This window comes from Roseateles subflavus (assembly GCF_030285365.1).
In the GTDB taxonomy this organism is placed as follows: Bacteria; Pseudomonadota; Gammaproteobacteria; order Burkholderiales; family Burkholderiaceae_C; genus Roseateles_B; species Roseateles_B subflavus.
In genome coordinates, this window is sequence record NZ_JASVDS010000003.1 from 737,464 (window position 1) to 762,840 (window position 25,377).

Below are 25,377 nucleotides of genomic sequence, written 5' to 3' on the forward strand. Positions count from 1 at the left end.
GCCAATAGGGGCGATTTGATAAATCAAAGCTAAGGGACTCGGGATGACCATAAGATTCAGTCCATCCCAACAACCCCACAGCGGAGATTCCCGATGTCCCTGATCAACACCCAAGTCCAGCCCTTCAAGACCGAAGCCTTCCACAACGGCAAGTTCGTTGAAGTGACCGAAGCCAGCCTGAAGGGCAAGTGGTCGGTGCTGGTGTTCATGCCCGCCGCCTTCACCTTCAACTGCCCGACCGAAGTCGAGGACGCGGCCGACCAGTACGCCGAATTCCAGAAGGCCGGTGCCGAGATCTACATCGTCACGACCGACACGCACTTCTCGCACAAGGTGTGGCACGAGACCTCCCCCGCCGTGGGCAAGGCCAAGTTCCCGCTGGTGGGCGACCCCACCCACAAGCTGACCCGCGCCTTCGGCGTGCACATCGAGGAAGAAGGCCTGGCCCTGCGCGGCACCTTCGTGATCAACCCCGAAGGCGTGATCAAGACCGCCGAAGTGCATGACAACGCCATCGCCCGCGACATGAAGGAAACGCTGCGCAAGCTGCGCGCCGCCCAGTACGTCGCCAGCCATCCCGGCCAGGTCTGCCCCGCCAAGTGGAACGAAGGCGCCAAGACCCTGACCCCCTCGCTGGACCTGGTCGGCAAGATCTGACCCCAGTGACGCCTGTCCGTTTGTCGTGAGACAGACCCCCGCCGCCGGCCCGCACGGGCTGGCGGCCCTCCCAGCGCGCATCGAGCGACGCTGAAAGCGCCCCGGCGGCCCCGGCGGGTGTTTTCAGGGTGGCTTGGATGGCCACATCTGTACGAAACACACGCAAGGAAAGAGAGCCCGCCATGTTGGACGCCGCACTGAAGGAACAGCTCAAGGCCTACCTGGAGCGCGTTCGCGAGCCCTTCGAGATCGTGGCTTCGCTGGATGACTCCGCGACGGCCGCCGAGATGAAGGAGCTGCTGCAAGAGATCGACGGCATGTGCGACAAGATCCAGCTTCGCCTGGATGGCAACGACGCCCGCAAGCCCTCGTTCAGCCTGCAGCGCCTGGGCACGCAGCAGAGCCTCCGCTTTGCCGGTCTGCCCCTGGGCCATGAATTCACCTCGCTCGTGCTGGCCCTGCTGTGGACCGGCGGCCACCCGCCCAAGGTCGAGCAGGACGTGATCGACCAGATCCAGGCGCTGGACGGCGACTTCAGCTTCGAGGTCTACATGAGCCTCAGCTGCCACAACTGCCCGGACGTGGTGCAGGCGCTGTCGCTGATGGCCGTGCTCAATCCCAAGGTGAAGACCGTGGTGATCGAGGGCGGCGCCTTCCAGGAGGAGGTGACGACCCGCGAGATCATGGCCGTGCCCTCCGTCTACCTCAACGGCCAGCACTTCGGCTCCGGCCGCATGACGGTGGAGGAGATCGTCGCCAAGCTGGACACCGGCGCCGCCGCCCGCGACGCCGCGAAGCTCAGCGCCAAGGATCCCTATGAAGTGCTGATCGTCGGCGGTGGCCCCGCCGGCGCGGCCGCGGCCGTGTACGCCGCCCGCAAGGGCATCCGCGTGGGCGTGGCGGCCGAGCGCTTCGGCGGCCAGGTCAACGACACGCTGGCCATCGAGAACTACATCTCGGTGCTGGAGACCGATGGCCCCAAGTTCGCCATGGCGCTGGAGACCCACGTGAAGGCCTATGACGTCGACATCATGAACCTGCAGCGCGCCGAGAAGCTGATTCCCGCCGCGCAGCCGGGCGGCCTGAACGAGGTGCAGCTGGCCAATGGCGCGGTGCTCAAGAGCCGCAGCGTCATCCTCTCCACCGGCGCTCGCTGGCGCAACATCAACGTGCCCGGCGAGGCCGAGTACAAGAACAAGGGCGTGGCCTACTGCCCGCACTGCGACGGCCCGCTCTTCAAGGGCAAGCGCGTGGCGGTGATCGGCGGCGGCAACTCGGGCGTCGAGGCGGCCATCGACCTGGCCGGCCTCGTGGCCCACGTCACGCTGCTGGAGTTCGGCGACCAGCTGCGCGCCGACGCCGTGCTGGTGGACAAGCTCAAGAGCCTGCCCAATGTGGTGATCCACACCCAGGCCCAGACCACCGAGCTGACCGGCGACGGCAACCGGCTGGGCGGCCTGCGCTACACCGACCGCGCGACGGGCACCGAGCATCACGTCGAGCTGGAAGGCGTCTTCGTGCAGATCGGCCTCGTGCCCAATACCGAGTGGCTCAAGGGCACGGTGGAACTGTCGAAGTTCGGCGAGATCATCGTGGACCACCATGGCCGCACCTCGCTGCCCGGCGTGTTCGCGGCGGGTGACGCGACGACCGTGCCGTTCAAGCAGATCGTCATCGCCGCGGGGGACGGTGCCAAGGCGGCATTGGGCGCCTTCGACTACCTGATCCGCACGCCGGCCGCGGCCTGAGCGAAGGGGCCCGCCGGGAGGGTCAGGTGTTGACAGGCTGGCGGCTGCGCCACCAGCCTTCGGCGCTGTAGACCGCCAGCGCGGCCCAGATCAGACCGAAGCCCAGCACACGGGCGGCCGAGAAGGGCTCCTGGTACAGCCACACGCCCAGCATGAACTGGATGCTGGGCGAGATATACTGCAGCAGCCCCAGCGTGGCCATCGGGATGCGGCGGGCGCCGGCCGCGAACAGCAGCAGCGGCGCCGCGGTGAGCGGGCCGGCCAGCAGCAGCAGGCCGATCAGGCCGGTGTCTCCGCTGCTCAGGGCGCCGTGGCCCTGATGGCCCCACCACGCCAGGCCGATGATCGCGGCGGGCGCGACGACGAGGCACTCCAGCACCAGCCCCTCCAGCGCACCGAGGACCGCGATCTTTCGCAGCAGGCCGTAGACGCCGAAGCTGCCGGCGAGGATCAGCGCGACCCAGGGCAGGCGCCCGGTCTGCAGCGTCAGCCACAGCACGCCCGCCGCGGCGAGCCCCACGGCCGCCCACTGCGCCGGCCGCGGGCGCTCGTGCAGAAAGAAGTAGCCGAGGGCCACGTTGACCAGCGGGTTGATGAAGTAGCCCAGGCTGGCATCCAGCACGTGGTCATGCTGCACGGCCCAGACATAGGTCAGCCAGTTGGCCGACAGCAGCAGCGCCGACGCCGTGAAGGCGGCCAGCACCTTGGGGCTGCGCAGCACCGGCCCGAGCCAGGCCCAGCGCCGCATCACGCTCAGCACCCCGACCATCAGCAGCAGGCACCAGACGATGCGATGCGCCACCACCTCCAGCGAAGGCACGCCGGCGAGGTGCTTGAAATAGAGCGGGAACAGGCCCCACAGAGCGTAGGCGAGGGCGGCGCTGATGACGCCTTGGCGCAGGGATGCGGTCATGGGGACGGGTGCTGCTTCGGGAAATGGGGCGGCCGGCGGCCGGGCCCCGGGGCAGCGGCGATTGTGGCCGGCCAGACCTCACTTGTCCCGCGCTGGGGCATTCGGGGGGCGCCGGTGTCCAAAGTCATGGCGGGTAATTCCGCTTCGGACGGCGACGCCTTCCCGGCCTAATGCGGAGCATGCCCCGCATCGTGTTCACGGCCCAGCTGCAGCGCTTCGTCGAGGCGCCGGACTGCGACGTCACGGCCACCGTGCTGCGCGCGGCACTGGAGCAGGCCTTCGACGCCCATCCGCGCCTGCGCGGCTATGTGCTGGACGACCAGGGCCATCTGCGGGCCAACGTGGTGATTTACGTCGAAGGTCGGGTGGTCCATGATCGCCAGCGGCTGGACCAGCCCCTGCAGCCCGCCTCCGTCGTGCACGTGCTGCAGGCGCTCTCCGGGGGCTGAGCGCCGGGCGCGGGAGTCCTCATCAAGGAGCCAAGCATGAGTCTGCAAGCCTGGGTGGCCACCCGCAAGGGCCTGTTCGAACTGCAGCACGAGGGGGCGAAGGGCTGGCGCATCGCCGGCACGAGCTTCCTGGGCGACCCGGTCAGCATGGTGCTGCCGCGCGGCGCCGGAGCCTTCGGCGAGCGGATGCTGGCGGGGCTGAACCTCGGCCACTTCGGGGTCAAGGTGCAGGCCTCCGACGATGGGGGCAAGACCTGGCACGAGCTGCCGGCACCCGTCTTTCCGCCCCAGCCGGACGGGGCCGCCGGCCCGGCCTGGAAGCTGGTGCAGATCTGGTCCATGGAGCGCGACGCCTCGCGGCTGTGGTGCGGCACGAATCCCGGCGGGCTCTTCCGCAGCGACGACGGCGGCGCCAGCTGGGCGCTGCAGCACGGCCTGTGGGATCGCACGGAGCGGCTCGAGTGGTTCGGCGGCGGCTACGACAGCCCGGGCATCCACTCCATCTGCCCGCATCCGCAGGTGCCGGACGAGCTGCTGCTGGGCATCAGCTGCGGCGGCGTCTGGCGCTCGACCGATGCCGCGGCGGGCTGGGAGCTGCTCGGCGAGGGGCTTGTGGCCGACTACATGCCGCCCGAACTGCAGACCGTGCTGAACACGCAGGATCCGCACCGCATCGTGCGCTGCGCCGCGCAGCCGGAGGTGCTCTGGTGCCAGCATCACTGCGGCATCTGGCGCAGCGCGGACAACGGCCGGCACTGGCTGCGGCTGCAGGGGCCGGTGTCGAGCTTCGGCTTCGCGGTGGCCGCGCACCCGGACGATGCCGGCACCGCCTGGTTCGTGCCGGCCGTCAAGGACCAGTGCCGGGTGCCCGTCGACGGGGCCCTGTGCGTGCAGCGCACCCGCGACGGCGGGCAGAGCTTCGAGGTGCTGCGCGCCGGCTTGCCGCACGCTGGCTGCTACGACCTGGTCTACCGCCATGGCCTGGCCGTCGACCGCAGCGGGCGTCACCTGCTGATGGGCAGCACCACCGGCGGGCTCTGGGCCAGCGACGATGGCGGCGACCATTGGCAAGACCTGACCCTGCGCCTGCCGCCCATCTATGCCGTGCGGTTCGAGGGCGGCTGAGCCGCGAACCGATCTTCTGACTCCACCACTTCCGATGATGTCCGTGAAGAGAATTGCCCCGATCTCCAGCGCCGTGGCGCTCCTGTGCCTCGCCCAGCAGGTGCTGGCCCAGACCCCGCCCGCAGCACCGGCTGCGCCCGCGCCCTACGACCTCAAGGCCAACTACACCAAGTACGAATACAAGGTGCCCACGCGTGACGGCAAGCGCCTGTTCACGGTGGTCTATGTGCCCAAGGAGGCCGAGGCCTCGGGCAAGCGCTATCCCTTCCTGATGACCCGCACGCCCTACAGCTGCGGGCCCTACGGCGTGGACCGCTACGGCAGCCGCTTCGCGCCCAGCGAGGACTTCCTCAAGGCCGGCTACATCTTCGTGTGCCAGGACGTGCGGGGGCGCTACATGTCCGAGGGCGTCTACCAGGAGATGGCACCGATCAAGCCGAACAAGGGCCCCAAGGATGCTGACGCCAGCACGGACATGCACGACACGGTGCAGTGGCTGCTGGACCATGTGAAGGGCCACAACGGCAGGCTGGGCCTGTGGGGCATTTCCTACCCGGGCTTCTACACCTCCACCGGCATCATCGACTCGCATCCGGCGATCAAGGCGGCCTCGCCGCAGGCGCCCATCGCGGACTACTTCCACCGCGATGACGGCTACCACGGCGGTGCCGTCATGCTGGCCCACAACTACGGCTTTCTCACGGCCTTCCGGCCGCAGGACAACCCGACGGTCGAGCCCAAGCGCTGGACGACCTTCGACTACAACAGCAAGGATGCCTACGACTACTTCCTGAAGCTGGGCAATCTCGACAGCATCGCCAAGTCCATCGGCAAGGAACGCAACCCCTACTTCGACGAGCTGATCGAGAACGACCGCTACAACGACTACTGGAAGGCGCGCTCGGTCGGGCCGCACCTGAAGAACATCAAGGCGGCGGTGCTGACGGTGGGCGGCTGGTTCGATGCCGAGGATCTCTCGGGCGCGCTGGCGACCTACCAGTTCATCGAGAAGCAGAACCCCGGCATCAGCAATGCGCTGGTGATGGGGCCGTGGATCCATGGCGGCTGGGTGCGCACGGTGGGCAAGGGTCTGGGCGCCGTCGACTTCGGCAGCAAGACGAGCGAGCATTTCCAGAAGCAGATCCTGCTGCCCTTCTTCGAGCAGCACCTGCGCGGCGGGGCGGATGCCAAGCTGCCCGAGGCCAGCATCTTCGAGACGGGCACCAATGTCTGGCGCCAGTACAGCGCGTGGCCGCCGGCCGAGGCCAAGGTGCGCAGCCTCTATCTGCAGGCGGGCGGCAAGCTGGCCTGGACGGCACCGGGCGCCGGCAAGGCGGAGTTCGACAGCTATGTGAGCGACCCCAGCAAGCCCGTGCCCTTCATCGGCTACGCCTCGCTGGGCATGCCGCAGGAGTACATGGTGGCGGACCAGCGCTTCGCGTCCACGCGGCCCGACGTGCTGGTCTACCAGACGGACGCGCTGGAGGAGGACGTGACGGTGGCGGGGCCGGTGAGCCCGCGGCTCTTCGTGTCCACCACGGGCACGGATGCGGACTGGGTGGTGAAGCTGATCGACGTTTACCCGCCGGACGCGGGCGAGGAGACACCGCGCAACCGGGAACAGATCGCCGACGTGCCGCCGCCGCCGGGCTTCCAGCTGGGCGGCTACCAGCAGCTGGTGCGGGGTGACCCGCTGCGCAGCCGCTTCCGCAAGAGTTTCGAGAAGCCGGAGGCCATGGTGCCGGGGCAGGTGGAGGAGATCCGCTTCGACATTCCGGACGTGGCGCACACCTTCCGGCGCGGGCACCGGATCATGGTGCAGATCCAGAGCTCCTGGTTCCCGCTGATCGACCGCAATCCGCAGACCTTCGTGCAGATCCGCAGCGCGAAGCCGGAGGACTTCAAGGCGGCGACGCAGAAGGTCTTCCACTGGAAGGAGCAGCCGTCGGCGGTGCAGCTGCGGGTGATGGACGGCGGGCGATGAACGCTTGATCCTCGTTCATGGGGCGCCTCGTACGGCGCCCCTTTTCTTTGCTGCGAATGGCGCATCGCCGGGCTGCGGGCGGGCGTGATGGCTCCGTGTCCCCCGCCGCCGCCTGCCGGCGTCGGCTCCACCTCTTACCTGCGCCATCACGCCCACCCGCATCCTGGCTCCACCGGCACCGAGCCTGCCGAAGGCAGCGAGGCGATCAGCTGCGATTGAACAGGGCGATTCGCACCTGCTCGGCATCCTCCTGCCAGCGCCAGTCGCCCCGCTTCAGCAGGTCCGCCCACTCCGGCCCCGGCGGCGCCTGAAGCGTCAGCTCCTCACCCGTCTGCGGGTGCCGCAGTGCCAGCGTCCACGCATGCAGCCACAGGCGCTGCAGGCCCAGGAACTCGGCCACCGCGCGGTTGTGTGCGCCCTTGCCATGCGTGGCGTCACCGACGAGCGGATGCGCGATGTGCTTGAAGTGCCGCCGGATCTGGTGGCGGCGGCCGCTGTGGGGCGCGGCCTCGACGAGGGCGTAGCGGCTCTCCGGGAATCTCCCGTCCACGCTGAAGGGCCAGGCGACGCGGGCCAGGCAGCGGTAGTCGGTGCGCGAGTCGAGCAAGACCTGACCCTGCGACGGCCGCTCCGGATCGCGGGCCAGGGGATGGTCGATGACGCCTGCGTCCTGCGGCCAGCCGCGCACCAGGGCCAGGTAGCGCTTGCGCGGCTCGCCCTGCTCGAAGGACTGGCCCAGGCGCGAGGCCGTGTCGGCGTCCAGCGCGAACACGAGCAGGCCGGAGGTGCCCTTGTCGAGCCGGTGTGCCGGCCAGACGGGGCGGCCGAGCTGGTCCCGCAGCATCTGCAGGGCGAAGCGCTCCTCGTGGGCATCCAGCGCGGTGCGGTGCACGAGCAGCCCGGCGGGCTTGTCGATGATGGCGAGGTGGTCGTCGAGATACCGCAGCGGCAGCGGTGCGGGGGCGGACGACGCGGCCGTGGCGTCGGGGGACGGCTCGCTCAACGCAGGTCCCCGTCCAGGTAGTGCCATTGGCCGTCCACGCGCACGAAGCGGCTGGTCTCGTGCAGCCGGAAGGCGCGACCGCCCAGCTTCGAGCGGGCGACGAACTCCACCGTGGCGTGCTCGGCGTCCTGCTGCGCGCGCGCCTTGACCTGCAGGCCCAGCCACTTCAGGCCGGGCTCGTTGGCCTCCAGTGTGGCGGGGCGGGTGTCGGGGTGCCAGGTGGCGCGCAGGTAGTCCAGCAGCTCGAGCGTGAAGGCGCTGTAGCGCGAGCGCATGAGCGTCTCGGCGTCTGGCGCATCCCAGCGGCCGGTGGCGGCGAAACGCTGGTGCAGGGCGCCGCAGCAGCGGGCGTAGGCCAGGGGCCGGGCCTTCGCATCGGTGCGGCCGCAGGGGCAGGGGGCGTCGAGGAGGGCGGCGTCAATCATGCGGGCATCATGCCAGCTGACAGGACCGGGCCGCCGGCCTCTCTAAAATGCGCGGATGACCGCCCACCCCCACGACGCCCCCGGCCCCGATTCCCTCGACGATCTCTTCGGCGATGCCCCCGCGCCGCGGCCGTCCTTCGCCGGATCGGGCCGTGGCGAGGCCCAGAACGGCCTGCTCAAGGGACTCAACCCCGAGCAGCTGGCCGCCGTCACACTGGGGCAGGAACCGGCGCTGATCCTCGCCGGGGCCGGCTCGGGCAAGACCCGCGTGCTGACCACGCGCATCGCCTGGCTGCTGAACCAGGGCCTCGCGACGCCCGGCGGCATCATGGCCGTGACCTTCACCAACAAGGCCTCGAAGGAGATGCTCACGCGGCTCTCGGCCATGCTGCCCTACAACGTGCGGGGCATGTGGATCGGCACCTTCCACGGCCTGTGCAACCGCTTCCTGCGCGCGCATTGGAAGCTGGCGGGGCTGCCGCAGGGCTTCCAGATCCTCGATGCCTCGGACACGGTCTCGGCCGTCAAGCGCGTGATCAAGGCCATGAACCTCGACGAGGAGCGCTTCGTGCCCAAGCAGGTCAGCTGGTTCATCGCCGGCGCCAAGGAGGACGGCCTGCGCCCCAAGGACATCGACCTGCGCGACGAGCAGACGCGCAAGCTCGCGGACATCTACCAGGCCTACGAGGACCAGTGCAAGCGCGAGGGCGTGGTGGACTTCGCCGAGCTCATGCTCCGTGCCTATGAGCTGCTGCGCGACAACGCCGCGCTGCGCGAGCACTACCAGCACCGCTTCCAGTACCTGCTGGTGGACGAGTTCCAGGACACCAACAAGCTGCAGTACGCCTGGCTGAAGATGTTCGCGCCGCCGGGCCGCGGGCAGGGCGTGTTCGCGGTGGGCGACGACGACCAGAGCATCTACGCCTTCCGCGGCGCCCGCGTGGGCAATATGAGCGACTTCGAGCGCGAGTACCGCGTGCACCGTGTGGTCAAGCTGGAACAGAACTACCGCAGCTACGGCCACATCCTCGATGCCGCCAACGAGCTGATCAGCCGCAACAGCCACCGCCTGGGCAAGAACCTGCGCACCGACATGGGCCCGGGCGAACCCGTGCGCGTGAACGAGGCGGCCAGCGACTTCAACGAGGCCCAGTGGCTGCTGGAGGAGGCGCAGGCGCTGCACCGCCAGGGCCTGGCGCGCTCGGAGATCGCCATCCTGTACCGCAGCAATGCGCAGTCGCGGGTGATCGAGTCGGCGCTGTTCAACGCCGGCATCCCCTACCGCGTGTACGGCGGCCTGCGCTTCTTCGAGCGTGCGGAAGTGAAGCATGCGCTGGCCTACCTGCGCCTGATCGAGAACGCCAACGACGACACCAGCTTCCTGCGCGTGGTGAACTTCCCGGCCCGCGGCATCGGCGCGCGCACGCTGGAGCTGCTGCAGGACGCCGCGCGCCAGAGCGGCCGCAGCCTCTACCAGAGCGTGGCCGCGGTGCCTGGCAAGGGCGGCAGCAATCTGGCGGCCTTCGTGAACCTGGTCGAGTCCATGCGCAACCTGACGCAAGGCCTGACCCTGCGCGAGATCATCGAGCAGATGCTGGCCACCTCGGGCCTCGCGGACTTCTACCGCACCGACAAGGACGGCGCCGAGCGGCTGGAGAATCTGGACGAACTCGTGAACGCGGCCGAGGCCTTCGTGACGCAGGAGGGCTTCGGCAAGGACGCCGTGGCGCTGCCCGTCGACGAGCTGGGCGCCGCCGGCGGCTTCACGCCGGGCCAGATCGCGGCGGGTGACCCGCCCGCCATTGCCGCCGTCACCCTCACCCCGGATGCCGAGACGGGCGAGATCGTCTCGCCGCTGGCCGCCTTCCTGACGCATGCCTCGCTCGAGGCGGGCGACAACCAGGCGCAGGCCGGGCAGGACGCCATCCAGCTCATGACCGTGCACTCGGCCAAGGGCCTGGAGTTCGACGCCGTCTTCATCACCGGCCTGGAAGAAGGGCTGTTCCCGCACGAGAACTCGCTGTCCGACGGCGACGGGCTGGAGGAAGAGCGCCGGCTGATGTACGTGGCCATCACCCGGGCCCGCCAGCGCCTCTACCTGAGCTTCAGCCAGACGCGCATGCTGCACGGCCAGACGCGCTACAACGTCAAGAGCCGCTTCCTGGACGAGCTGCCCGAGGCCTCGCTGAAGTGGCTGACGCCGCGCAACCAGGGCTTCGGCTCGGGCTTTGCGCGCGAGTACCAGCAGGCCTGGGAGCGGGGCTCCGGGCTCAAGTCCATGGTGGGTGCCGGGCGCGTCGAGCGCCAGGCGCCGGCCTGGCAGCAGGAGCGCGAGGGCAAGGACGCCCCGTCCTTCGGCGGCGCCCCCGTGCCCAAGACCATGAAGCAGGCCGCGGCCGCGAAGGTGGGCGACGAGCACGGCGGCCTGCGCGTGGGCAAGCCGGTCTTCCACAACAAGTTCGGCGAGGGCGTGCTGCTGACGCTGGAGGGCAGCGGCCCGGACGCGCGGGCCCAGGTCAACTTCGGGCGCCACGGCACCAAGTGGCTGGCGCTGGCGGTGGCGAAGCTGACGCCGATCGACTGAGGCCGGCGAAGCGCGTCGATGGTGCTGCACGGCGGCGAGCCCGCCCGCGGCGGGGCGCCTTGTGTGGCGCCGAGGAGCGCAGGGGTCCGGAGCCGCGCGCGGCAGCGCGCATCGTGGTCTGACTGGGCGCGCCTGTCCGAGCGCAATGAGCGCAGCGAATGGAGCGAGTTACGCGCCCGCTCCGGACCGCGAGCACCGCAGGGGAGGCGGCCCGTCAGGGCCGGCCGCCGCACACTGCGCCCCGCCGCGGGCGGGCTCGCTGCCGGGCCCGCTCAAGTCCTGGCAGAACGAAAAATGGCCGGGTCCCCCCGGCCATGGCGACTCACCAGCGAACGCCGCGCTCAGGCTGCGGCCGGCTTCGCATGCTCGTCGTCGAGCAGCTGGCCGAAGACCAGCTTGAAGAGCAGCAGCAGCACCGCCGCCGAGGCCACGAGACCCGCGTGCAGCGCCCAGAAGCTGGGGCCGCTCATCTCGCCCAGCAGGCCGGCGAGCCAGCCCACCAGCGTGTTGCCCAGGAAGAGGTGCAGGTAGTAGCAGCCGATCATCAGCCCGGCCATGCGCTGCGGCGCGGCGCGGGAATAGAGCGCGAGGCCCACCGGCAGGATGTTGGCGAAGCCCAGGTTGTTCAGCAGGTTGTAGCCGAGGGTCCAGACCAGGCTGACGCGGGCGTGGTCCTGCTCGATCATCCGGGCGGCCAGCACGATCAGCAGCGGCGCGGTGCAGGCCAGGGCCGAGCCCAGGGCCATCTTGGTCAGCTCGTCCGGCTCGCGGCGGCGGGTGGCCCACCAGCGCCAGAAGGCGATGGAGCCCAGCATGGTCAGCAGGCTGGTCGTGGCGTCGAGCGCCTGCAGCCAGGTCAGGGGAATGGACCAGCCGAAGAGCACCATGTCCATGTGATCCTGCGCCCACAGCGGGTAGGCGTTGTTGAACTGCTGGTTGCCGACGATGGACAGCATCAGCACCGGGATCATGCAGACGAGCAGGGCCAGGCGGGCCTTGTCCCGGCCCGTCATGGGCGCGGACGCGGCGGCATCACGGGCCTGTGCGCGGCGCGGGGCCTCGGCCGGCAGGTAGCGGCGGCCGGCCAGGTAGACCACCAGACCGATCAGCATGCCCACGCCCGCGGCGCCGAAGCCCCAGTGCCAGGCCACCTTCTCGCCCAGCGTGCCGCAGACCAGCGGCGAGGCGATCACCGCGATCTGCACGGCCAGCATGAAGATCTGGAAGGCGCTCGCCCGGCGCTTGTCCTCGGGCTTGTAGAGCGCGCCGACCTGCGCAGCGATATTGCCCTTGAACGCCCCCACGCCCACCAGCAGGCAGGCGATGGCGAGCAGGAAGCTGCGGTCGAAGGCCATCAGGAAGTGGCCCAGCGCCATCAGCGAGGCGCCGATGGTGATGGTGCGGGTGCGGCCCAGCCAGCGGTCGGCCACGATGCCGCCGAGCAGGGGCGTGAGGTAGACGAGGCCGGCATAGAGCCCGAAGACGATGGACGCGAGCTGCTGCGTCTTGCGCGGGCCGGTCACGGATTCGATCAGGGCGCGCAGGCTGTCGATGCCGGCGACGTTGCCGATGTTCTCGGGCAGGAAGAGGTAGTTGCTGAGGTACAGCACCAGCAGCGCCTGCATGCCGTAATAGGAGAAGCGCTCCCAGAACTCGCAGAAGGCGAGCCAGCCCAGGCCCACGGGGTGGCCGAGGAAGGCACGGTCCAGGCGATCGCCGGAGGCGGCCTGGGAGGAAGCGCCGCTCGAGGCGGCGTCAGAGGGAAGCACGGCGGACATGGCAGCCTTGTCTGAAAGGGAAAGGGGCTACTGCAAAGGTCCGCCACTGTCGCTGAACTGGGAAGGAAGCGCCATCCAGGCTTCCCTGGATGACGATATATCGCGATATGCGACAGAAAAGAGCCCCCGGAAGACCGGGCTCAAAGAAAAAAGCCCCCGGGACACCGGGGGCCAAACGAGACAGACGGTGTGTATCCGGTGTCAGGGTCTTTCTTGAGGTCTCCCGCGGGCTCAGACCTTGTTCAGCTTGATGCTGGAGGTCTCGCTGGTCAGGTAGCCCACGCAGGCGCCGAAGCGGTTCTTGTAGTTGGTGTTCAGCAGCGGTTCCAGCGTGCCCTTGACCACGTTGTGGATGCCGCCCCAGTCGCCCGGGTGCTGGAAGTTGCTGGTGATGTAGGTCCAGCCGTTGAGGTCGTCCACCACGCCCAGGCCGGTGGCTTCGGCGCCGGCAGGCATCGAGACCAGGCGGCTGAGCTGCTTGGTGTCGACGTTGTAGGCCCAGACGAAGTTGTTGACGTGCTGGCTGCTGTCCTCGCCGATGAAGAGGGTGCGCAGCTTTTCCGAGAACTTCAGGTTGTCCGGGTTGGCGACCTTGTCGGGGTTGCCGGTGTTGCCTAGGGCGTCGGCGGTGATGTCCTCGCCCAGCAGCAGGGCACGGGTCAGGCTGGGCACCCACTCGCTGTTGATGGCGGTGCCGGCCGTGTCCTTCTGGCTGGCGCTCAGGGTATGGGCGAACACGCCGCCGGCGTTCAGGGCCTTGTCGACGCCGACGCCGTAGGCCTCGTTGTTGGCCGCATTGCCCTTGACCATGGACGACTGGATGTTCTGCAGGGCCGAGTAGGCGATCTTGTCCTTGGCGTTGACGGTCGTGCCTTCCATCTTGGTGAAGGCCATCGAGCCACCGGCCAGCGCGGCGTAGCGGTGCGTTTCCAGGAACGCGGCGGCCTTCTCCATGCCGGCCTTCACGCGCACCCACTGGACCTTGCCGCCCAGCCAGATCTTGGTGAAGGTGGCGTCCTTCGGGTCGGTGGTGGCCACGTCCATGATGTCGGCGGGCTTGAGCGTGTCGGCCAGCTTCTCGATTTCGGCGCTGGTGGCGCTGCCCAGCTTGATCCAGGTGATCGGCGCGCCCGCGGCGGCCGGGTCCAGCGAGAAGCCGGCGCCGAACTTGGCGACGTACAGCGAGCCGGACGAGAGGTCCTTCTCCTTGTCGGCCACGAACATGAAGAAGCCGCCGTTGGTGGCGTCGTCACCCATGATGGCGGTGCGGTTGTCGGGCATCACCTGGATCAGCTCGTGCGAGATGCGGCCCAGGCAGTAGTGCTTCTTGATCGTGCCCGTGCCGTCGGGGTTGACGGTGACTTCGGGCAGGTGGCCGTAGTGGTAGGGATTGGCCTTGGTCTCGTCGCCGTACAGGTTCTTGCTGTAGGCCTTGAACATGGTGTTGGAGGCGATGGTGAAGGCGTCCGGCTCGTACTCTTCCGAGGACAGGTGGGTGCCCCAGGGCGACAGGCTGGAACCGCAGGTGATCCACAGGCCGTGGGCGGCCGAGGTGTCCACGTTGTGGTACTTCACCAGGCTCAGCTTGCCGGTGGTCTGGTCCTGGTCCAGGGTCAGCACGGCGATGGGGGAGGGCAGCTTGCCGTACATGTCGGTCTTGCCGTCCTGGGCCCAGGTCGTGTACTCGAACTGCACGACCGCGAACACGGCCTTGCCCTTCACGCCGGCCACATTGGCGTTGGGCACGCTCAGCAGCGAGGTGCCGTCCGGGGAGTCGCTGAAGAACTGGCGCTCCTTGCCGGCCACGGTCGTGTCGATGATGGCCTTGCCGGTGATGTCCACGTAGCCGCCGGCCAGCACGGTGCCGCCCTTGCCGTCCGGCACGAGGTCGCCCGTCACGAAGAAGGGCTGGTAGGCCAGCTTGAAGCTTTGCTTGCTGCTGTCGCTCAGGGTGACGTCCAGCGAGGAGGCCACCAGGGTCTTGGCCATGGAGGCGGCATCGGACAGGTTGGGCGCGGCCATCGCGGCGAAGGCGGCGGAGGCGAAGCTCGGCGTGGGCTTCGGCGCGGGGGTGTCGTCGCTGCCGCTGCCGCAGGCGCTCAGCAGGGAGGTGGCGGCCACGCCGCTCAAGGGCAGCATGAGGGGGGTACCCAGGAACTTCAGGGCTTGGCGGCGATTGGGAGTGCTGGACATGGTCTGGCTCATTCAGAAGGGTGCTCGAACCGCCTGCCGAAGGGTGGGCGGTGCTTGGGGCGGCACTCTAGGCAGGGGCCATGTCATCCCCGTGACGCTTTGATGGCGGCACTGACACAAAGCGCCAGGGAGGCAAAGCAAAGAGGCTCCCGAAGGAGCCTCTCGTGCGATGCCAGCGGCGTCGTCGGGGTCAGGTCTTGCTGTCCAGCACGTCCTTCGGGGCGCCGAACATGAAGCAGTCGACGAAGGTGAAGTAGAGCGAGGCGTAGAAGGCCGAGCCGAGCGCGTACATCGCGATGATGCCCAGCAGCGGCAGCAGTGCGCTCAGGCCCGTCAGTGCGAAGGCCGCACTGAGCATGCCACCGCCGAGGCTGGCGGCGAGCTGCACGCCCAGCCAGCCCAGCATGTAGACGGAAAAGGCGCCGCGGTTGCGCCACACGCCGAGGGTGCTGGAGAACAGCGCCTGCAGGACACCCTGGCCGCCCCAGTGGACCAGCGCGGGGGCGTGCCAGTAGGGCGTGCTGATCAGGGCGATCCAGCCCAGGCGCAGCAGGAAGCCGCTGAAGAGCACCGGGTCGGCCGATGGCATGTCGGCCGGCGGCTTGCCGTCCTGCCCGGGCTGACCGGCCTGCGCCATGGCCTCCATGAACTTGTCCAGCGCCGTGCCGAAGGCGCCGCCGTCCAGCTGGTCGGCCAGCAGCAGGCCGCCGACGGTCAGCAGTGCGAAGCTGAAGCCCAGGACGAGCTGCGTGTTGCGGCGCTCGGGGGTCAGCTGCAGCGGCGCGATGAAGACGCTGGGCACCGGCCGCTTGCCCTGCAGCACCAGGTGCGTGGCCAGCATGAAGCCCAGCGAGAACAGCGGCATCATCGCCAGCAGCAGGAAGCGCAGCGGCGCCGGCAGCGCCAGCGTGAGCAGGTTCAGCAGCATCAGGGCCGAGAAGAGGCCGACCATGCCCAGCGGCGCCCGCTGCACGATCTTGAAGCCATGGCGCACCCACAGCAGGCCGTTGGCCGCCGGGACGTTCTGCAGGTGAAGGGTCAGGGCCATTCAGCGTTCCTGAGGGGCGAGGGCGTGCCAGGCGCGCGCGAGGCGCTCGCGCAGCACGCGCTCGAAGTGGGTGGGGTCATGAGGCTTGAGCAGCGAGGCCTCGCGCGGCAAGTGGTAGTCCCACAGCCGCGAGACCCAGAAGCGCAGGGCCGCCGCCCGCAGCAGGGCGGGCATCAGGCGGTGCTCGGCGCCGGTGAGGGGCCGCACGCGCTCGTAGGCCTCCACGAAAGCCTGGGCACGGGCCTCGTCGAGGCGGCCGCTGGCGAGGTCGATGCACCAGTCGTTCAGGCACACGGCGATGTCGAACAGGAAGGTGTCGACGCCGGCGAAGTAGAAGTCGAAGAAACCGCTGAGCTGCTCGCGGCCGGGCAGGCCCTCGAACATGACGTTGTCCCGGAACAGGTCGGCGTGGATCGGGCCGCGCGGCAGCTCCGCGTAGCTCTGGGACGCCGCCAGCTGCTGCTGGAAGGCGAGCTCGCCGGACAGCAGCTCGGCCTGCTCCGGGGCGAGGAAGGGCAGCACCACGGGCACCGTCTCGGTCCACCAGGGCAGGCCCCGCAGATTGGGCTGGCTGAGGGTGTAGTCCTGGCCGGCCAGGTGCATGCGGGCGAGCATGGCCCCAACCTGCTCGCAGTGGAAGAGATCGGGCGCGAGCTGGTGGCCGCCGCGCAGCTTGTTCACGACGGCCGCAGGCTTGCCCTGCACCGTGTGCAGGATCTCGCCCGCGGCGTCGGCCTGCGGGTCCGGCACGGGAATGCCGCGGCCCGCCAGGTGCTTCATCAGGCGCAGGTAGAAGGGCAGCTGCTCGAAGCCCAGGCGCTCGAAGATCGTCAGCACATAGTCGCCGCGCTCGGTGCTGACGAAGTAGTTGGTGTTCTCAATGCCGGCGGTGATGCCGCGCAGCGCGGTGACGGCGCCCAGCTGCAGGCGGTCCATCAGGACCTGGGCCTGCTCGACGGTGACTTGGGTGAAAACGGCCATGGGAAGTGGGGCTGGACACGGCGGGCGCCGTGCCGGAGGGGAACTTAGAAGCTGAACAGGCGCCAGACGCGCTGGCCGGCCCCGGCCTTGGCCGATGCGGCGCCGGGGCTCAGGTCGCGGCCGGGCTCGCCCAGCAGGATCTCGTACTCCGCGGCGCGGCCCTTGGGCTTGACCTTGGCGCTGACCGTCTGGCCGCGCACCCGGAGTTCCTCGATGCGGATGCTGTCATCTTCCAGCCGGATCTCCTGCACCGCCGGTTCGGAGGGATCCTGGGGAAGCGGCGGCGCGGCCGGGGTGTCGGCGGCGTGCGCAACGGTGGCCAGCGAGGCGATCAGCGCGCCGGCCAGGGACAGGGCAACCCGGGCCGCGGTCCGGGCCGGCGATGACGGAGGAAGGCGGGTCGGGTTTTGCATCCGGCAATTCTATGCGGGGCCACCCGCCGCCTGCCGGCCGCGTGCTGACAGGTTCCGGCGCCGCCTTGCGTGACAATGCGCCCCCATGAGCAAACCCATCCTGCTGCTGGTCGACGGCTCCAGCTTCCTCTACCGGGCCTTCCACGCCCTGCCGGACCTGCGCGGCCCCGAAGGCCAGCCCACGGGCGCCGTGCACGGCTTCGTGGCGATGATGAAGAAGCTGCGCGAGGACATCGGGGCGGAGCACGCGGTCTGCGTGTTCGATGCCAAGGGTCCGACCTTCCGCGACGAGTGGTATCCCGAGTACAAGGCGCATCGCCCGCCCATGCCGGACGACCTGCGTCTGCAGATCGCCCCCATCCACGAGGTGGTGAAGCTCCTGGGCTGGCCGCTGCTGGAGGTGCCGGGCATCGAGGCGGACGACGCCATCGGCACGCTGGCCCGGATCGGCGCCGAGAGCGGCCACCAGGTGGTGGTGGCCACGGGCGACAAGGACCTGGCCCAGCTCGTCAATGCCGATGTGAGCCTGATCAACACCATGGCCAAGCCGCCGGAGCGCCTGGACGTGCCGGGCGTGCTGGAGAAGTTCGGCGTGCCGCCGGACCGCATCATCGACTACCTGACGCTGATGGGCGACACGGTGGACAACGTCCCCGGTGTCGAGAAGGTGGGCCCGAAGACGGCCGCCAAGTGGATCGCCGAGTACGGCTCGCTGGACGGCGTGATCGCCAGCAGCGACAAGATCAAGGGCGTGGCCGGCGAGAACCTGCGCAAGGCGCTGGACTGGCTGCCCATGGGCCGCCGGCTCGTGACGGTCAAGCTGGACTGCGACCTGGCCGGCCACGTGCCCCAGTGGCCGACGCTGGAGGCCCTCGCGCTGCAGGCCCCGGACAAGCCCGGCCTGCTCGACTTCTTCACCCGCTACGGCTTCCGCACGCTCAAGCGCGAGCTGGAGGCGGAGCTGGGCGGCGGTGCCGCCGAGAAGCCGGCCCCGGCCGCCCGGCCGGCCGCCGGCACGACGGGTGACCTGTTCGCCGATGTCGAGCCGCCGGCCGAAGCCGCGCAGGTCGAACGCCGCTACGACACCGTCCTCGACTGGGCCGGCTTCGACGCCTGGCTGGCCCGCATCCAGGCCGCGCCGCTCGTGGCGCTGGACACCGAGACCGATTCCCTGGATCCCATGGCGGCCCGCATCGTGGGCCTGTCCTTTGCCGACAAGCCGGGCGAGGCCTGCTACATCCCGCTGCGCCACAGCGGCCCGGATGCCCCCGAGCAGCTGCCGATGGACGAGGTGCTGGCCCGTCTCAAGCCCTGGCTGGAAGACGGCAGTCGGCCCAAGCTGGGCCAGAACGTCAAGTACGACCTGCATGTCTTTGCCAACCACGGCATCGCCGTGCAGGGCTACGCGCACGACACCATGCTGGAAAGCTATGTGCTCGAGGCGCACAAAACGCACGGCCTCGGCGCCCTCGCGGAACGCCACCTGGGCCGCCTCGGCCTGAGCTACGAGGACCTCTGCGGCAAGGGCGTCCACCAGATCCCCTTTGCCCAGGTCGACGTGGCCAAGGCGTCGGAGTACTCGAGCGAGGACTCCGAGATGTGCCTGCACGTGCACGAGCTGCTGGAGCCCCGCCTCCAGGCCGACGCCGGGCTGGACTTCGTCTACCGCCAGATCGAGATGCCGGTCTCGCTGCTGCTGGCGCGCATCGAGCGCAACGGCGTGCTGATCGACGCCGCCCGCCTGCAGGCGCAGAGCCACGAGCTGGCGCAGCGCCTCGTCGCGCTGGAGCAGCAGGCCTACGAGATCGCCGGTCAGCCCTTCAACATGGGCAGCCCCAAGCAGATCGGCGAGATCCTCTTCAACAAGCTGGGCCTGCCCGTCGTGAAGAAGACCGCCACCGGGGCGCCGTCGACAGACGAGGAGGTGCTGGACAAGCTGGCGGCCGACTACCCGCTGCCCGCCAAGATCCTCGAGTACCGCGGACTGGCCAAGCTCAAGAGCACCTACACGGACAAGCTGCCTCAGATGGTGAACGCCACCACGGGTCGCGTGCACACCTCCTATTCGCAGGCCGTGGCGGTGACGGGACGGCTGTCGAGCAACGACCCGAACCTGCAGAACATCCCGGTGCGCACCGCCGAGGGCCGCCGCGTGCGCGAGGCCTTCGTGGCGCCGCCGGGGCATGTGATCGTCAGCGCCGACTACTCGCAGATCGAGCTGCGCATCATGGCCCACATCAGCGAGGACCCGGGCCTGCTCAAGGCCTTCCAGGACGGACTGGACGTGCACCGCGCCACGGCCTCGGAAGTCTTCGGCGTGGCGGTGGACGAGGTGACGAGCGAGCAGCGCCGCTATGCCAAGACCATCAACTTCGGCCTGATCTACGGCATGGGCGCCTTCGGGCTGGCCCAGTCCCTGGGCATCGAGCAGAAGGCGGCCAAGGACTACATCGACCGCTACTTCACGCGCTTCGCCGGCGTGAAGACCTATATGGATGTGACGCGGCAGTCGGCCAAGGACCTGGGCTACGTCAAGACCTACTTCGGCCGCCGCATCTACCTGCCCGAGATCAATGGCGGCAACGGCCCGCGCAAGGCCGGTGCCGAGCGGCAGGCCATCAACGCGCCCATGCAGGGCACGGCGGCCGACCTCATCAAGCTGGCCATGATCGCGGTGCAGAAGGCGCTGGACGAGGCGGGCAAGCGCAGCCGCATCGTGATGCAGGTGCATGACGAGCTGGTCTTCGAGGTGCCCGAGGCGGAGCTGGACTGGATTCGCACCGAAGTGCCGCGCCTGATGGCGGGCGTGGCCGCGCTGAAGGTGCCGCTGCTGGCCGAGGTGGGTGTCGGGGCCAATTGGGACGAAGCACATTGACCTCCCCTGCCGGCTGCGCCGGCCCCCCAGGGGGCGAGCCCGGAGGCCCGGCAAAGCCGGATCCTCGGGCTCTGGGCGTGACGCCGGGCTGCGCCGGCGAGAGGGGCGGGTGCGATGCGGGCGTCGTTCGCCCCTCAAGTGGGCGAGCCCCTCGGCAAGGCTGGCTCTTCGGGCATCACAGGTTCAAGGCCGCGCAGGCGGCGCATGCAAGGTGATTGATGGATTTACCGTATGAATGGCAGATCGGCTGGCGCTACACGCGTGCGGGCCGGGGCGGGCGGCGCAACCGCTTCATTTCCTTCATCTCCGGGGTGTCGATGCTGGGCATCGCCCTGGGGGTGGCGGCGCTGATCATCGTGCTGTCGGTGATGAACGGCTTCCAGAAGGAGGTGCGGGACCGCATGTTGTCGGTGGTGTCGCACATCGAGCTGATGGGCTGGCAGGGCGAGTCCTTCCCGGACTGGCAGCAGCTCGCGACGCAGGCGCAGCGCAACCCGGCCGTAAAGGCGGCGGCGCCCTTCGTGGCGAACCAGGTGCTGGTCGGGCGCGGGGAGGACATGCGCGGCGCCATCGTGCGGGGCATCGACCCGACCCTGGAGCCGTCCATCACGCCGCTGGCGGCGGAGCTCAAGGACACGGCGCTCAAGCGCCTGGTGCCCGGCGAGTTCGGCGTGCTGATCGGCGTGGAGCTGGCCCGCATGCTGCAGGTGCGCGAAGGTGACCGGATCACGCTGGCCGCCCTGATCGGCGACGTGACCCCGGCCGGCGTCACGCCCCGCTTCAGGCAGTTCAAGGTGGTGGGCATCTTCACGGCCGGCCACTACGAGTACGACAGCGCGCTGGCGCTCGTGCACCTCCAGGACGCCCAGCGCTTCTTCCGCGTGGACGGCCCGACCGGCGTGCAGCTGCGTCTGGCGGACGTGCACCAGGCCCGCGAGGTGGGCGACGCGCTCGCCAAGAGCTTCGGCCCGGCGATCCGGGTGCGGGACTGGACCCGCACCAACGCCAGCTGGTACGACGCCGTGCAGCTCGAGAAGCGCATGATGCGCATCATCCTGACGCTCATCGTCGCCGTGGCGGCCTTCAATCTCGTCTCGACGCTCGTGATGACGGTGACGGACAAGCAGAGCGACATCGCCATCCTGCGCACGCTCGGCGCGAGCCCGCGCTCCATCATGGGCATCTTCATGGTCCAGGGCGCGGCCTCCGGCATCATCGGCACGCTCGGCGGCACGCTGCTCGGCCTGCTCACGGCCTTCAACATCGACGTGCTCGTGCCGGCCCTGGAGCGGCTCTTCAACACCAGCTTCCTGCCCAGCAGCGTCTACGTGATCAGCCACATGCCCAGCGATCCGCAATGGTCGGACATCGTCCCCATCGCGCTCACCTCGCTCGTGCTGGCCTTCCTGGCCACGATCTACCCGAGCTGGCGTGCCAGCCGCGTGCAACCGGCGGAGGCGCTGCGCTATGAGTGACCGTTCGAACGAGCTCGTGCTGCAAGGCACGGGGCTGGGCCGCCGCTTCGAGGAAGGGCCGCTCGATGTGACCGTGCTGTCCGGCGTGGACATCACCGTGCGACGCGGCCAGACCCTGGCCATCGTCGGGGCCTCGGGCTCGGGCAAGAGCACGCTGCTGCACCTGCTGGGCGGCCTGGATGCGCCCACCCAGGGGCGTGTGCAGCTGATGGGCCGGGACTTCGCCCAGATGAATGCGGCCGAGCAGGGCCGCTGGCGCAACGAGCACCTGGGCTTCATCTACCAGTTCCACCACCTGCTGCCCGAGTTCACGGCCCTGGACAACGTGGCCATGCCGCTGCGCATCCGCCGCCTGCCCGAGGCCGAGGCCCGGGCCCAGGCGAAGGCCATGCTCGAGCGCGTGGGGCTGGGGCAGCGCGTCCTGCATCGCCCCTCGGAGCTGTCCGGCGGCGAGCGCCAGCGCGTGGCCATCGCCCGGGCCCTGGTCAGCCGCCCGGCCTGTGTGCTGGCGGACGAGCCCACCGGCAACCTGGACCGCGGGACCGCCGACGCCGTCTTCGGCCTGATGCTGGAGCTGGCCGCGAGCCAGGGCACCGCCTTCGTGATGGTGAGCCACGACCAGCAGCTGGCCGCACGCTGCGAAACCCGCCTGAACCTCGTCGGCGGCCGACTCCAGCAGGATTGAGGGCGGGCTGCAGTAGGATCGGTGCCCCACTGTCCTGGAGGCCCCATGTCTGCTGTCCCGCCCCGCTACATTCTCAAGCTCAGCTGCCCCGATCAGGCCGGCATCGTGCATGCCGTGACGGGTTTCCTGCTGGCACAGGGCGGCAACATCCTGACCTCGGCCCAGCACGGCGACGCCGACCACCGGCGCTTCTTCATGCGCATCGAGTTCGAGTGCAGCCAGGCCACGCCCGTGCCGGCGCTGCAGGCCGCCTTCGCGCCGCTGGCCCAGCAGCTGCAGATGGACTGGGAGCTGGTCGGCCGCGAGACCAAGACGCGCGTGCTGCTGCTCGTGTCCAAGCTGGGGCACTGCCTCAATGACCTGCTGTTCCGCGTGCAGACGGGCCACCTGCCCATCGAGATTCCGGCCATCGTCTCCAACCACCGGGACTTCTACCAGCTGGCCGCCTCGCACGACATTCCCTTCCACCACTTCCCGCTGCTGAACTCCACCGCGGAGCAGAAGGCAGCCCAGGAGCGCAAGATCCGCGAGGTGATCGAGGAGAACCGCATCGACCTCGTCGTGCTGGCGCGCTACATGCAGATCCTCTCGGGCGAGATGTGCGAGTACCTGTCGGGCCGCGCCATCAACATCCACCACAGCTTCCTGCCCAGCTTCAAGGGCGCGCGGCCCTATCACCAGGCCCATGAGCGCGGCGTGAAGCTGATCGGCGCCACGGCGCACTACGTCACCTCCGACCTCGACGAGGGCCCGATCATCGAGCAGGAGGTCGCCCGCATCGACCACAGCATGCCGCCCGAGCAGCTGGTGGCCATCGGCCGGGACACCGAGTGCGTCACGCTCGCGCGGGCCATCCAGTGGCATGCCGAGCACCGCGTGCTGATGAACGGCAACCGGACCGTCGTCTTCCGCTGAGCCGAGGGCTGCAGGCATGTGGATCGACACCCACTGCCACCTCGATGCGCCCGAGTTCGAGGCGGACCGCGACGCCGTGGTCGCCCGTGCCCGCGAGGCCGGCGTGCAGCAGATCGTCCTCCCGGCCGTCGCGGCGTTCGACTTCGACACGGTGCATGAGTTGGCGCATCGCCACGGCTTTGCCTACGCCCTGGGCATCCATCCGCTCTACGTGATGCAGGCCGAGGCGCAAGACCTGACCCTGCTGGCCGACCGGCTCCACACCTGGCGCGACGACCCGCGGCTGGTCGCCGTCGGAGAGATCGGACTCGACTTCTTCGTGCCGGGCCTGGACGCCGCTGTGCAGCTGCAGTACTACACGGCGCAGCTCCAGCTGGCCCGCGCGCAGGGGCTGCCGGTGCTGCTGCACGTGCGCCGCAGTGCCGATCAGCTGCTGGCGGGGCTGCGCCGCATCCCCGTCCCCGGTGGCATCGCCCATGCCTTCAACGGCAGCGAGCAGCAGGCGCAGGCCTTCTGCGACCTGGGATTCCGGCTGGGCTTCGGCGGCACGCTGACCTTCGATCGCTCGCTGCAGATCCGGCGGCTGGCGGCCTCGCTGCCGGCCGAGACGCTGGTGCTGGAGACCGATGCCCCCGACATCCCTCCGCACTGGCTGTACAAGACGGCGGCGCAGCGGGCGGCGGGGGAGGGCAGTCGCAACGAGCCCGCCGAGCTGCCGCGCATCGGGGCCGAACTGGCCCGGCTGCGCGGCCTCGGTCCGGCCGAGACCGCGGCCCTCACCGCTGCGAACGCACGGGCCGCCCTGCCGCGGCTCTCGGCGCTCTGAACAAGGGGCCACCATGGCGCGCATCGGCCTGCTGACCTGGGGAAGCCACGGGGACATCCGCCCCTTCCTGGCGCTGACCGACGGGCTGCAGGCGGCGGGGCACGAGGTGCACCTGGTGGTCATCGCGCTGGACGAGACCCACGCCGGGCTGCAGTCCTCGCAGGGGGCCCGCGTCACGGTCCTGACACCCCTGAGCCTCACGCCCGAGCAGGCGAGGGCGTATGGCGAGGCGGCCTATCGGGAACGCAACCCGCTGAGGCAGCTGGACGCCATCCTGCGCCTGTGCTTCGCGCCCGCGCAGGGCGCCATCTTCGAGGCGGCGCGGCAGCTGTGTGCGGCGTCCGACGTGGTGCTCGGCCATTACGTCATGCATCCGCTGCAGATCGCGGCCGCGCTGTCGGCGACGCCCTACGTGGGCGTGCAGCTCTCGCCGGTCGGCATTCCCAGCGCCTACGCCCACCCTTCGGCGCCGGCGTGGCTTGGCCGCTTCGGACATCGCCTGCTGTGGCGGCTCACGCGCCTGGCGGTGCATCGCGTGGTCGCCCCTTACGTCAACGGCCTGCGTCGCGAGGTGGGGCTGCCGCCGGTGCGGGATGTGCTGCGCGAGGTCTGGCTGTCGCCGACGCTGAACCTGGTGGCGGTCAGCCCCCAGCTGTGCCCCCGGCCGCCGGACTGGCCCGCGCACCTCGAGGTCTGCGGCTTCCTGGACATGCCCAACCAGGGCCTGGAGGGCACGATGCCGCCTGGCGTGGAGGACTTCCTGGCCGCGGGCGAGGCGCCCGTCTACATGACGCTGGGCAGCTGGATGCCCCGCGAGATCGAGGCGCAGACCCGGGTGCTGGCGTTGCTGACCGAGGCCGCGGCGCGGGCCGGCTGCCGCGCGATCATCCAGTGCCACGATGCCGCGCTCTGCGGCTATGCGTCGGACGCGCAGCGGCTGTTTGTGCCGACCGCGCCGCACCAGCGGATCTTTCCGCGCTGCCGGGCCGTGGTCCACCATGGCGGGGCGGGCACGACGCAGTCCGCGACGCAGGCGGGCGTGCCGTCCGTGGTCATTGCCCACATCAGCGAGCAGCGCTTCTGGGCGTCGGCCCTGCGGCGGCTGGGCGTCGGGCACCGGGCGCTGGACCGGCGCAACGTCACGCCGCGCAGGCTGGCGGCGGCCCTGCGGCGCGTGCTGGCGGATCCGCAGAGGGCGGTGCGCGCCCGCGAGGCGGCGCTGGCGATGCGCAGCGAGGACGGCGTGGCCACGGCGGTGCGCATCCTCACGTCCCGCTTCGGCCGCAGCGGCCCTTGAACC

General features: G+C 69.7%; 20 protein-coding genes. 12 read left to right on the top strand and 8 right to left on the bottom strand.

Annotated elements, in window-relative coordinates:
- Nucleotides 1–93 precede the first annotated feature (93 nt).
- Together ahpC and ahpF are read left to right on the top strand one after the other, a co-directional pair.
- The gene (gene ahpC / locus QRD43_RS14325; protein ID WP_285983140.1) at nucleotides 94–657 is read left to right on the top strand and encodes an alkyl hydroperoxide reductase subunit C; all 564 of its coding nucleotides are present in this window, start codon (nucleotides 94–96) and stop codon (nucleotides 655–657) included.
- A 182-nt stretch (nucleotides 658–839) separates the two neighbouring features.
- The gene (gene ahpF, locus QRD43_RS14330) at nucleotides 840–2,405 is read left to right on the top strand and encodes an alkyl hydroperoxide reductase subunit F (RefSeq protein ID WP_285983141.1); all 1,566 of its coding nucleotides are present in this window, start codon (nucleotides 840–842) and stop codon (nucleotides 2,403–2,405) included.
- A 22-nt stretch (nucleotides 2,406–2,427) separates the two neighbouring features.
- On the opposite strand, the gene rarD is transcribed toward ahpF, so the two are convergent.
- On the bottom strand, nucleotides 2,428–3,318 hold the full coding sequence (rarD, locus tag QRD43_RS14335; protein WP_285983142.1) for an EamA family transporter RarD: 891 nt from the start codon (nucleotides 3,316–3,318) through the stop codon (nucleotides 2,428–2,430).
- A gap of 179 nt (nucleotides 3,319–3,497) precedes the next feature.
- Between rarD and QRD43_RS14340 the strand changes: the two genes are divergently transcribed.
- From QRD43_RS14340 to QRD43_RS14350, 3 genes are read left to right on the top strand one after another with little or no spacing between them, the layout of a single operon-like run.
- On the top strand, nucleotides 3,498–3,767 hold the full coding sequence (locus QRD43_RS14340) for a MoaD/ThiS family protein (protein ID WP_285983143.1): 270 nt from the start codon (nucleotides 3,498–3,500) through the stop codon (nucleotides 3,765–3,767).
- A gap of 36 nt (nucleotides 3,768–3,803) precedes the next feature.
- Nucleotides 3,804–4,892, top strand: coding sequence for a WD40/YVTN/BNR-like repeat-containing protein (locus tag QRD43_RS14345; RefSeq protein WP_285983144.1), 1,089 nt, complete (start codon nucleotides 3,804–3,806; stop codon nucleotides 4,890–4,892).
- Between the two features lie 37 nt (nucleotides 4,893–4,929).
- Nucleotides 4,930–6,876 carry a CocE/NonD family hydrolase gene (locus tag QRD43_RS14350; RefSeq protein ID WP_434063880.1) on the top strand — a complete coding sequence of 649 codons (1,947 nt, stop codon included), beginning with the start codon at nucleotides 4,930–4,932 and terminating at the stop codon, nucleotides 6,874–6,876.
- A gap of 205 nt (nucleotides 6,877–7,081) precedes the next feature.
- On the opposite strand, the gene QRD43_RS14355 is transcribed toward QRD43_RS14350, so the two are convergent.
- Both QRD43_RS14355 and QRD43_RS14360 read right to left on the bottom strand, forming a co-directional pair.
- Nucleotides 7,082–7,879 (bottom strand): pseudouridine synthase, encoded by a 798-nt coding sequence (locus tag QRD43_RS14355; protein WP_285983146.1) that lies wholly within the window; start codon nucleotides 7,877–7,879, stop codon nucleotides 7,082–7,084.
- Nucleotides 7,876–8,304, bottom strand: a complete 429-nt coding sequence (locus tag QRD43_RS14360) for a YchJ family protein (RefSeq protein ID WP_285983147.1) — start codon at nucleotides 8,302–8,304, stop codon at nucleotides 7,876–7,878. Before QRD43_RS14360 ends, QRD43_RS14355 begins: the two co-directional genes overlap by 4 nt.
- A 55-nt stretch (nucleotides 8,305–8,359) precedes the next feature.
- On the opposite strand from QRD43_RS14360, the gene QRD43_RS14365 reads away from it, so the two are divergent.
- A complete protein-coding gene (locus QRD43_RS14365) occupies nucleotides 8,360–10,888 on the top strand; it encodes a UvrD-helicase domain-containing protein (protein WP_285983148.1) in 2,529 nt (842 codons plus the stop codon).
- Nucleotides 10,889–11,229: 341 nt separating this feature from the next.
- On the opposite strand, the gene QRD43_RS14370 is transcribed toward QRD43_RS14365, so the two are convergent.
- The 5 genes from QRD43_RS14370 to QRD43_RS14390 form a co-directional block, all read right to left on the bottom strand.
- Entirely contained in the window at nucleotides 11,230–12,666 is a 1,437-nt protein-coding gene (locus QRD43_RS14370) for a peptide MFS transporter (protein WP_285983149.1), read from the bottom strand.
- Nucleotides 12,667–12,897: 231 nt separating this feature from the next.
- Nucleotides 12,898–14,859: a PhoX family protein gene (locus tag QRD43_RS14375; protein ID WP_434063881.1), complete on the bottom strand. Its 1,962-nt coding sequence runs from the start codon at nucleotides 14,857–14,859 to the stop codon at nucleotides 12,898–12,900.
- Between the two features lie 190 nt (nucleotides 14,860–15,049).
- Nucleotides 15,050–15,907 (bottom strand): BPSS1780 family membrane protein, encoded by an 858-nt coding sequence (locus tag QRD43_RS14380; protein ID WP_285983151.1) that lies wholly within the window; start codon nucleotides 15,905–15,907, stop codon nucleotides 15,050–15,052.
- Nucleotides 15,908–16,888: a homoserine kinase gene (locus QRD43_RS14385; protein WP_285983152.1), complete on the bottom strand. Its 981-nt coding sequence runs from the start codon at nucleotides 16,886–16,888 to the stop codon at nucleotides 15,908–15,910. It lies immediately after the preceding gene.
- Nucleotides 16,889–16,932: 44 nt separating this feature from the next.
- Complete coding sequence (locus tag QRD43_RS14390) at nucleotides 16,933–17,301, bottom strand: hypothetical protein (protein WP_285983153.1); 369 nt, start codon at nucleotides 17,299–17,301, stop codon at nucleotides 16,933–16,935.
- 85 nt (nucleotides 17,302–17,386) lie between these two features.
- Here QRD43_RS14390 and polA point away from each other — a divergent pair, with 85 nt between their 5' ends.
- The 6 genes from polA (at nucleotide 17,387) to QRD43_RS14420 (ending at nucleotide 25,374) form a co-directional block, all read left to right on the top strand.
- Nucleotides 17,387–20,176 (top strand): DNA polymerase I, encoded by a 2,790-nt coding sequence (polA, locus tag QRD43_RS14395; RefSeq protein ID WP_285983154.1) that lies wholly within the window; start codon nucleotides 17,387–17,389, stop codon nucleotides 20,174–20,176.
- 218 nt (nucleotides 20,177–20,394) lie between these two features.
- Nucleotides 20,395–21,651, top strand: coding sequence for a lipoprotein-releasing ABC transporter permease subunit (locus QRD43_RS14400; protein WP_285983155.1), 1,257 nt, complete (start codon nucleotides 20,395–20,397; stop codon nucleotides 21,649–21,651).
- Complete coding sequence (locus tag QRD43_RS14405) at nucleotides 21,644–22,336, top strand: ABC transporter ATP-binding protein (RefSeq protein WP_285983156.1); 693 nt, start codon at nucleotides 21,644–21,646, stop codon at nucleotides 22,334–22,336. The genes QRD43_RS14400 and QRD43_RS14405 overlap by 8 nt, the downstream gene beginning before the upstream one ends.
- 45 nt (nucleotides 22,337–22,381) lie before the next feature.
- Nucleotides 22,382–23,251: a formyltetrahydrofolate deformylase gene (gene purU, locus QRD43_RS14410; protein ID WP_285983157.1), complete on the top strand. Its 870-nt coding sequence runs from the start codon at nucleotides 22,382–22,384 to the stop codon at nucleotides 23,249–23,251.
- Nucleotides 23,252–23,267: 16 nt separating this feature from the next.
- Nucleotides 23,268–24,077, top strand: a complete 810-nt coding sequence (locus tag QRD43_RS14415) for a TatD family hydrolase (RefSeq protein WP_285983158.1) — start codon at nucleotides 23,268–23,270, stop codon at nucleotides 24,075–24,077.
- 13 nt (nucleotides 24,078–24,090) lie between these two features.
- Nucleotides 24,091–25,374 (top strand): glycosyltransferase, encoded by a 1,284-nt coding sequence (locus QRD43_RS14420; protein WP_285983159.1) that lies wholly within the window; start codon nucleotides 24,091–24,093, stop codon nucleotides 25,372–25,374.
- Nucleotides 25,375–25,377: the final 3 nt, after the last annotated feature.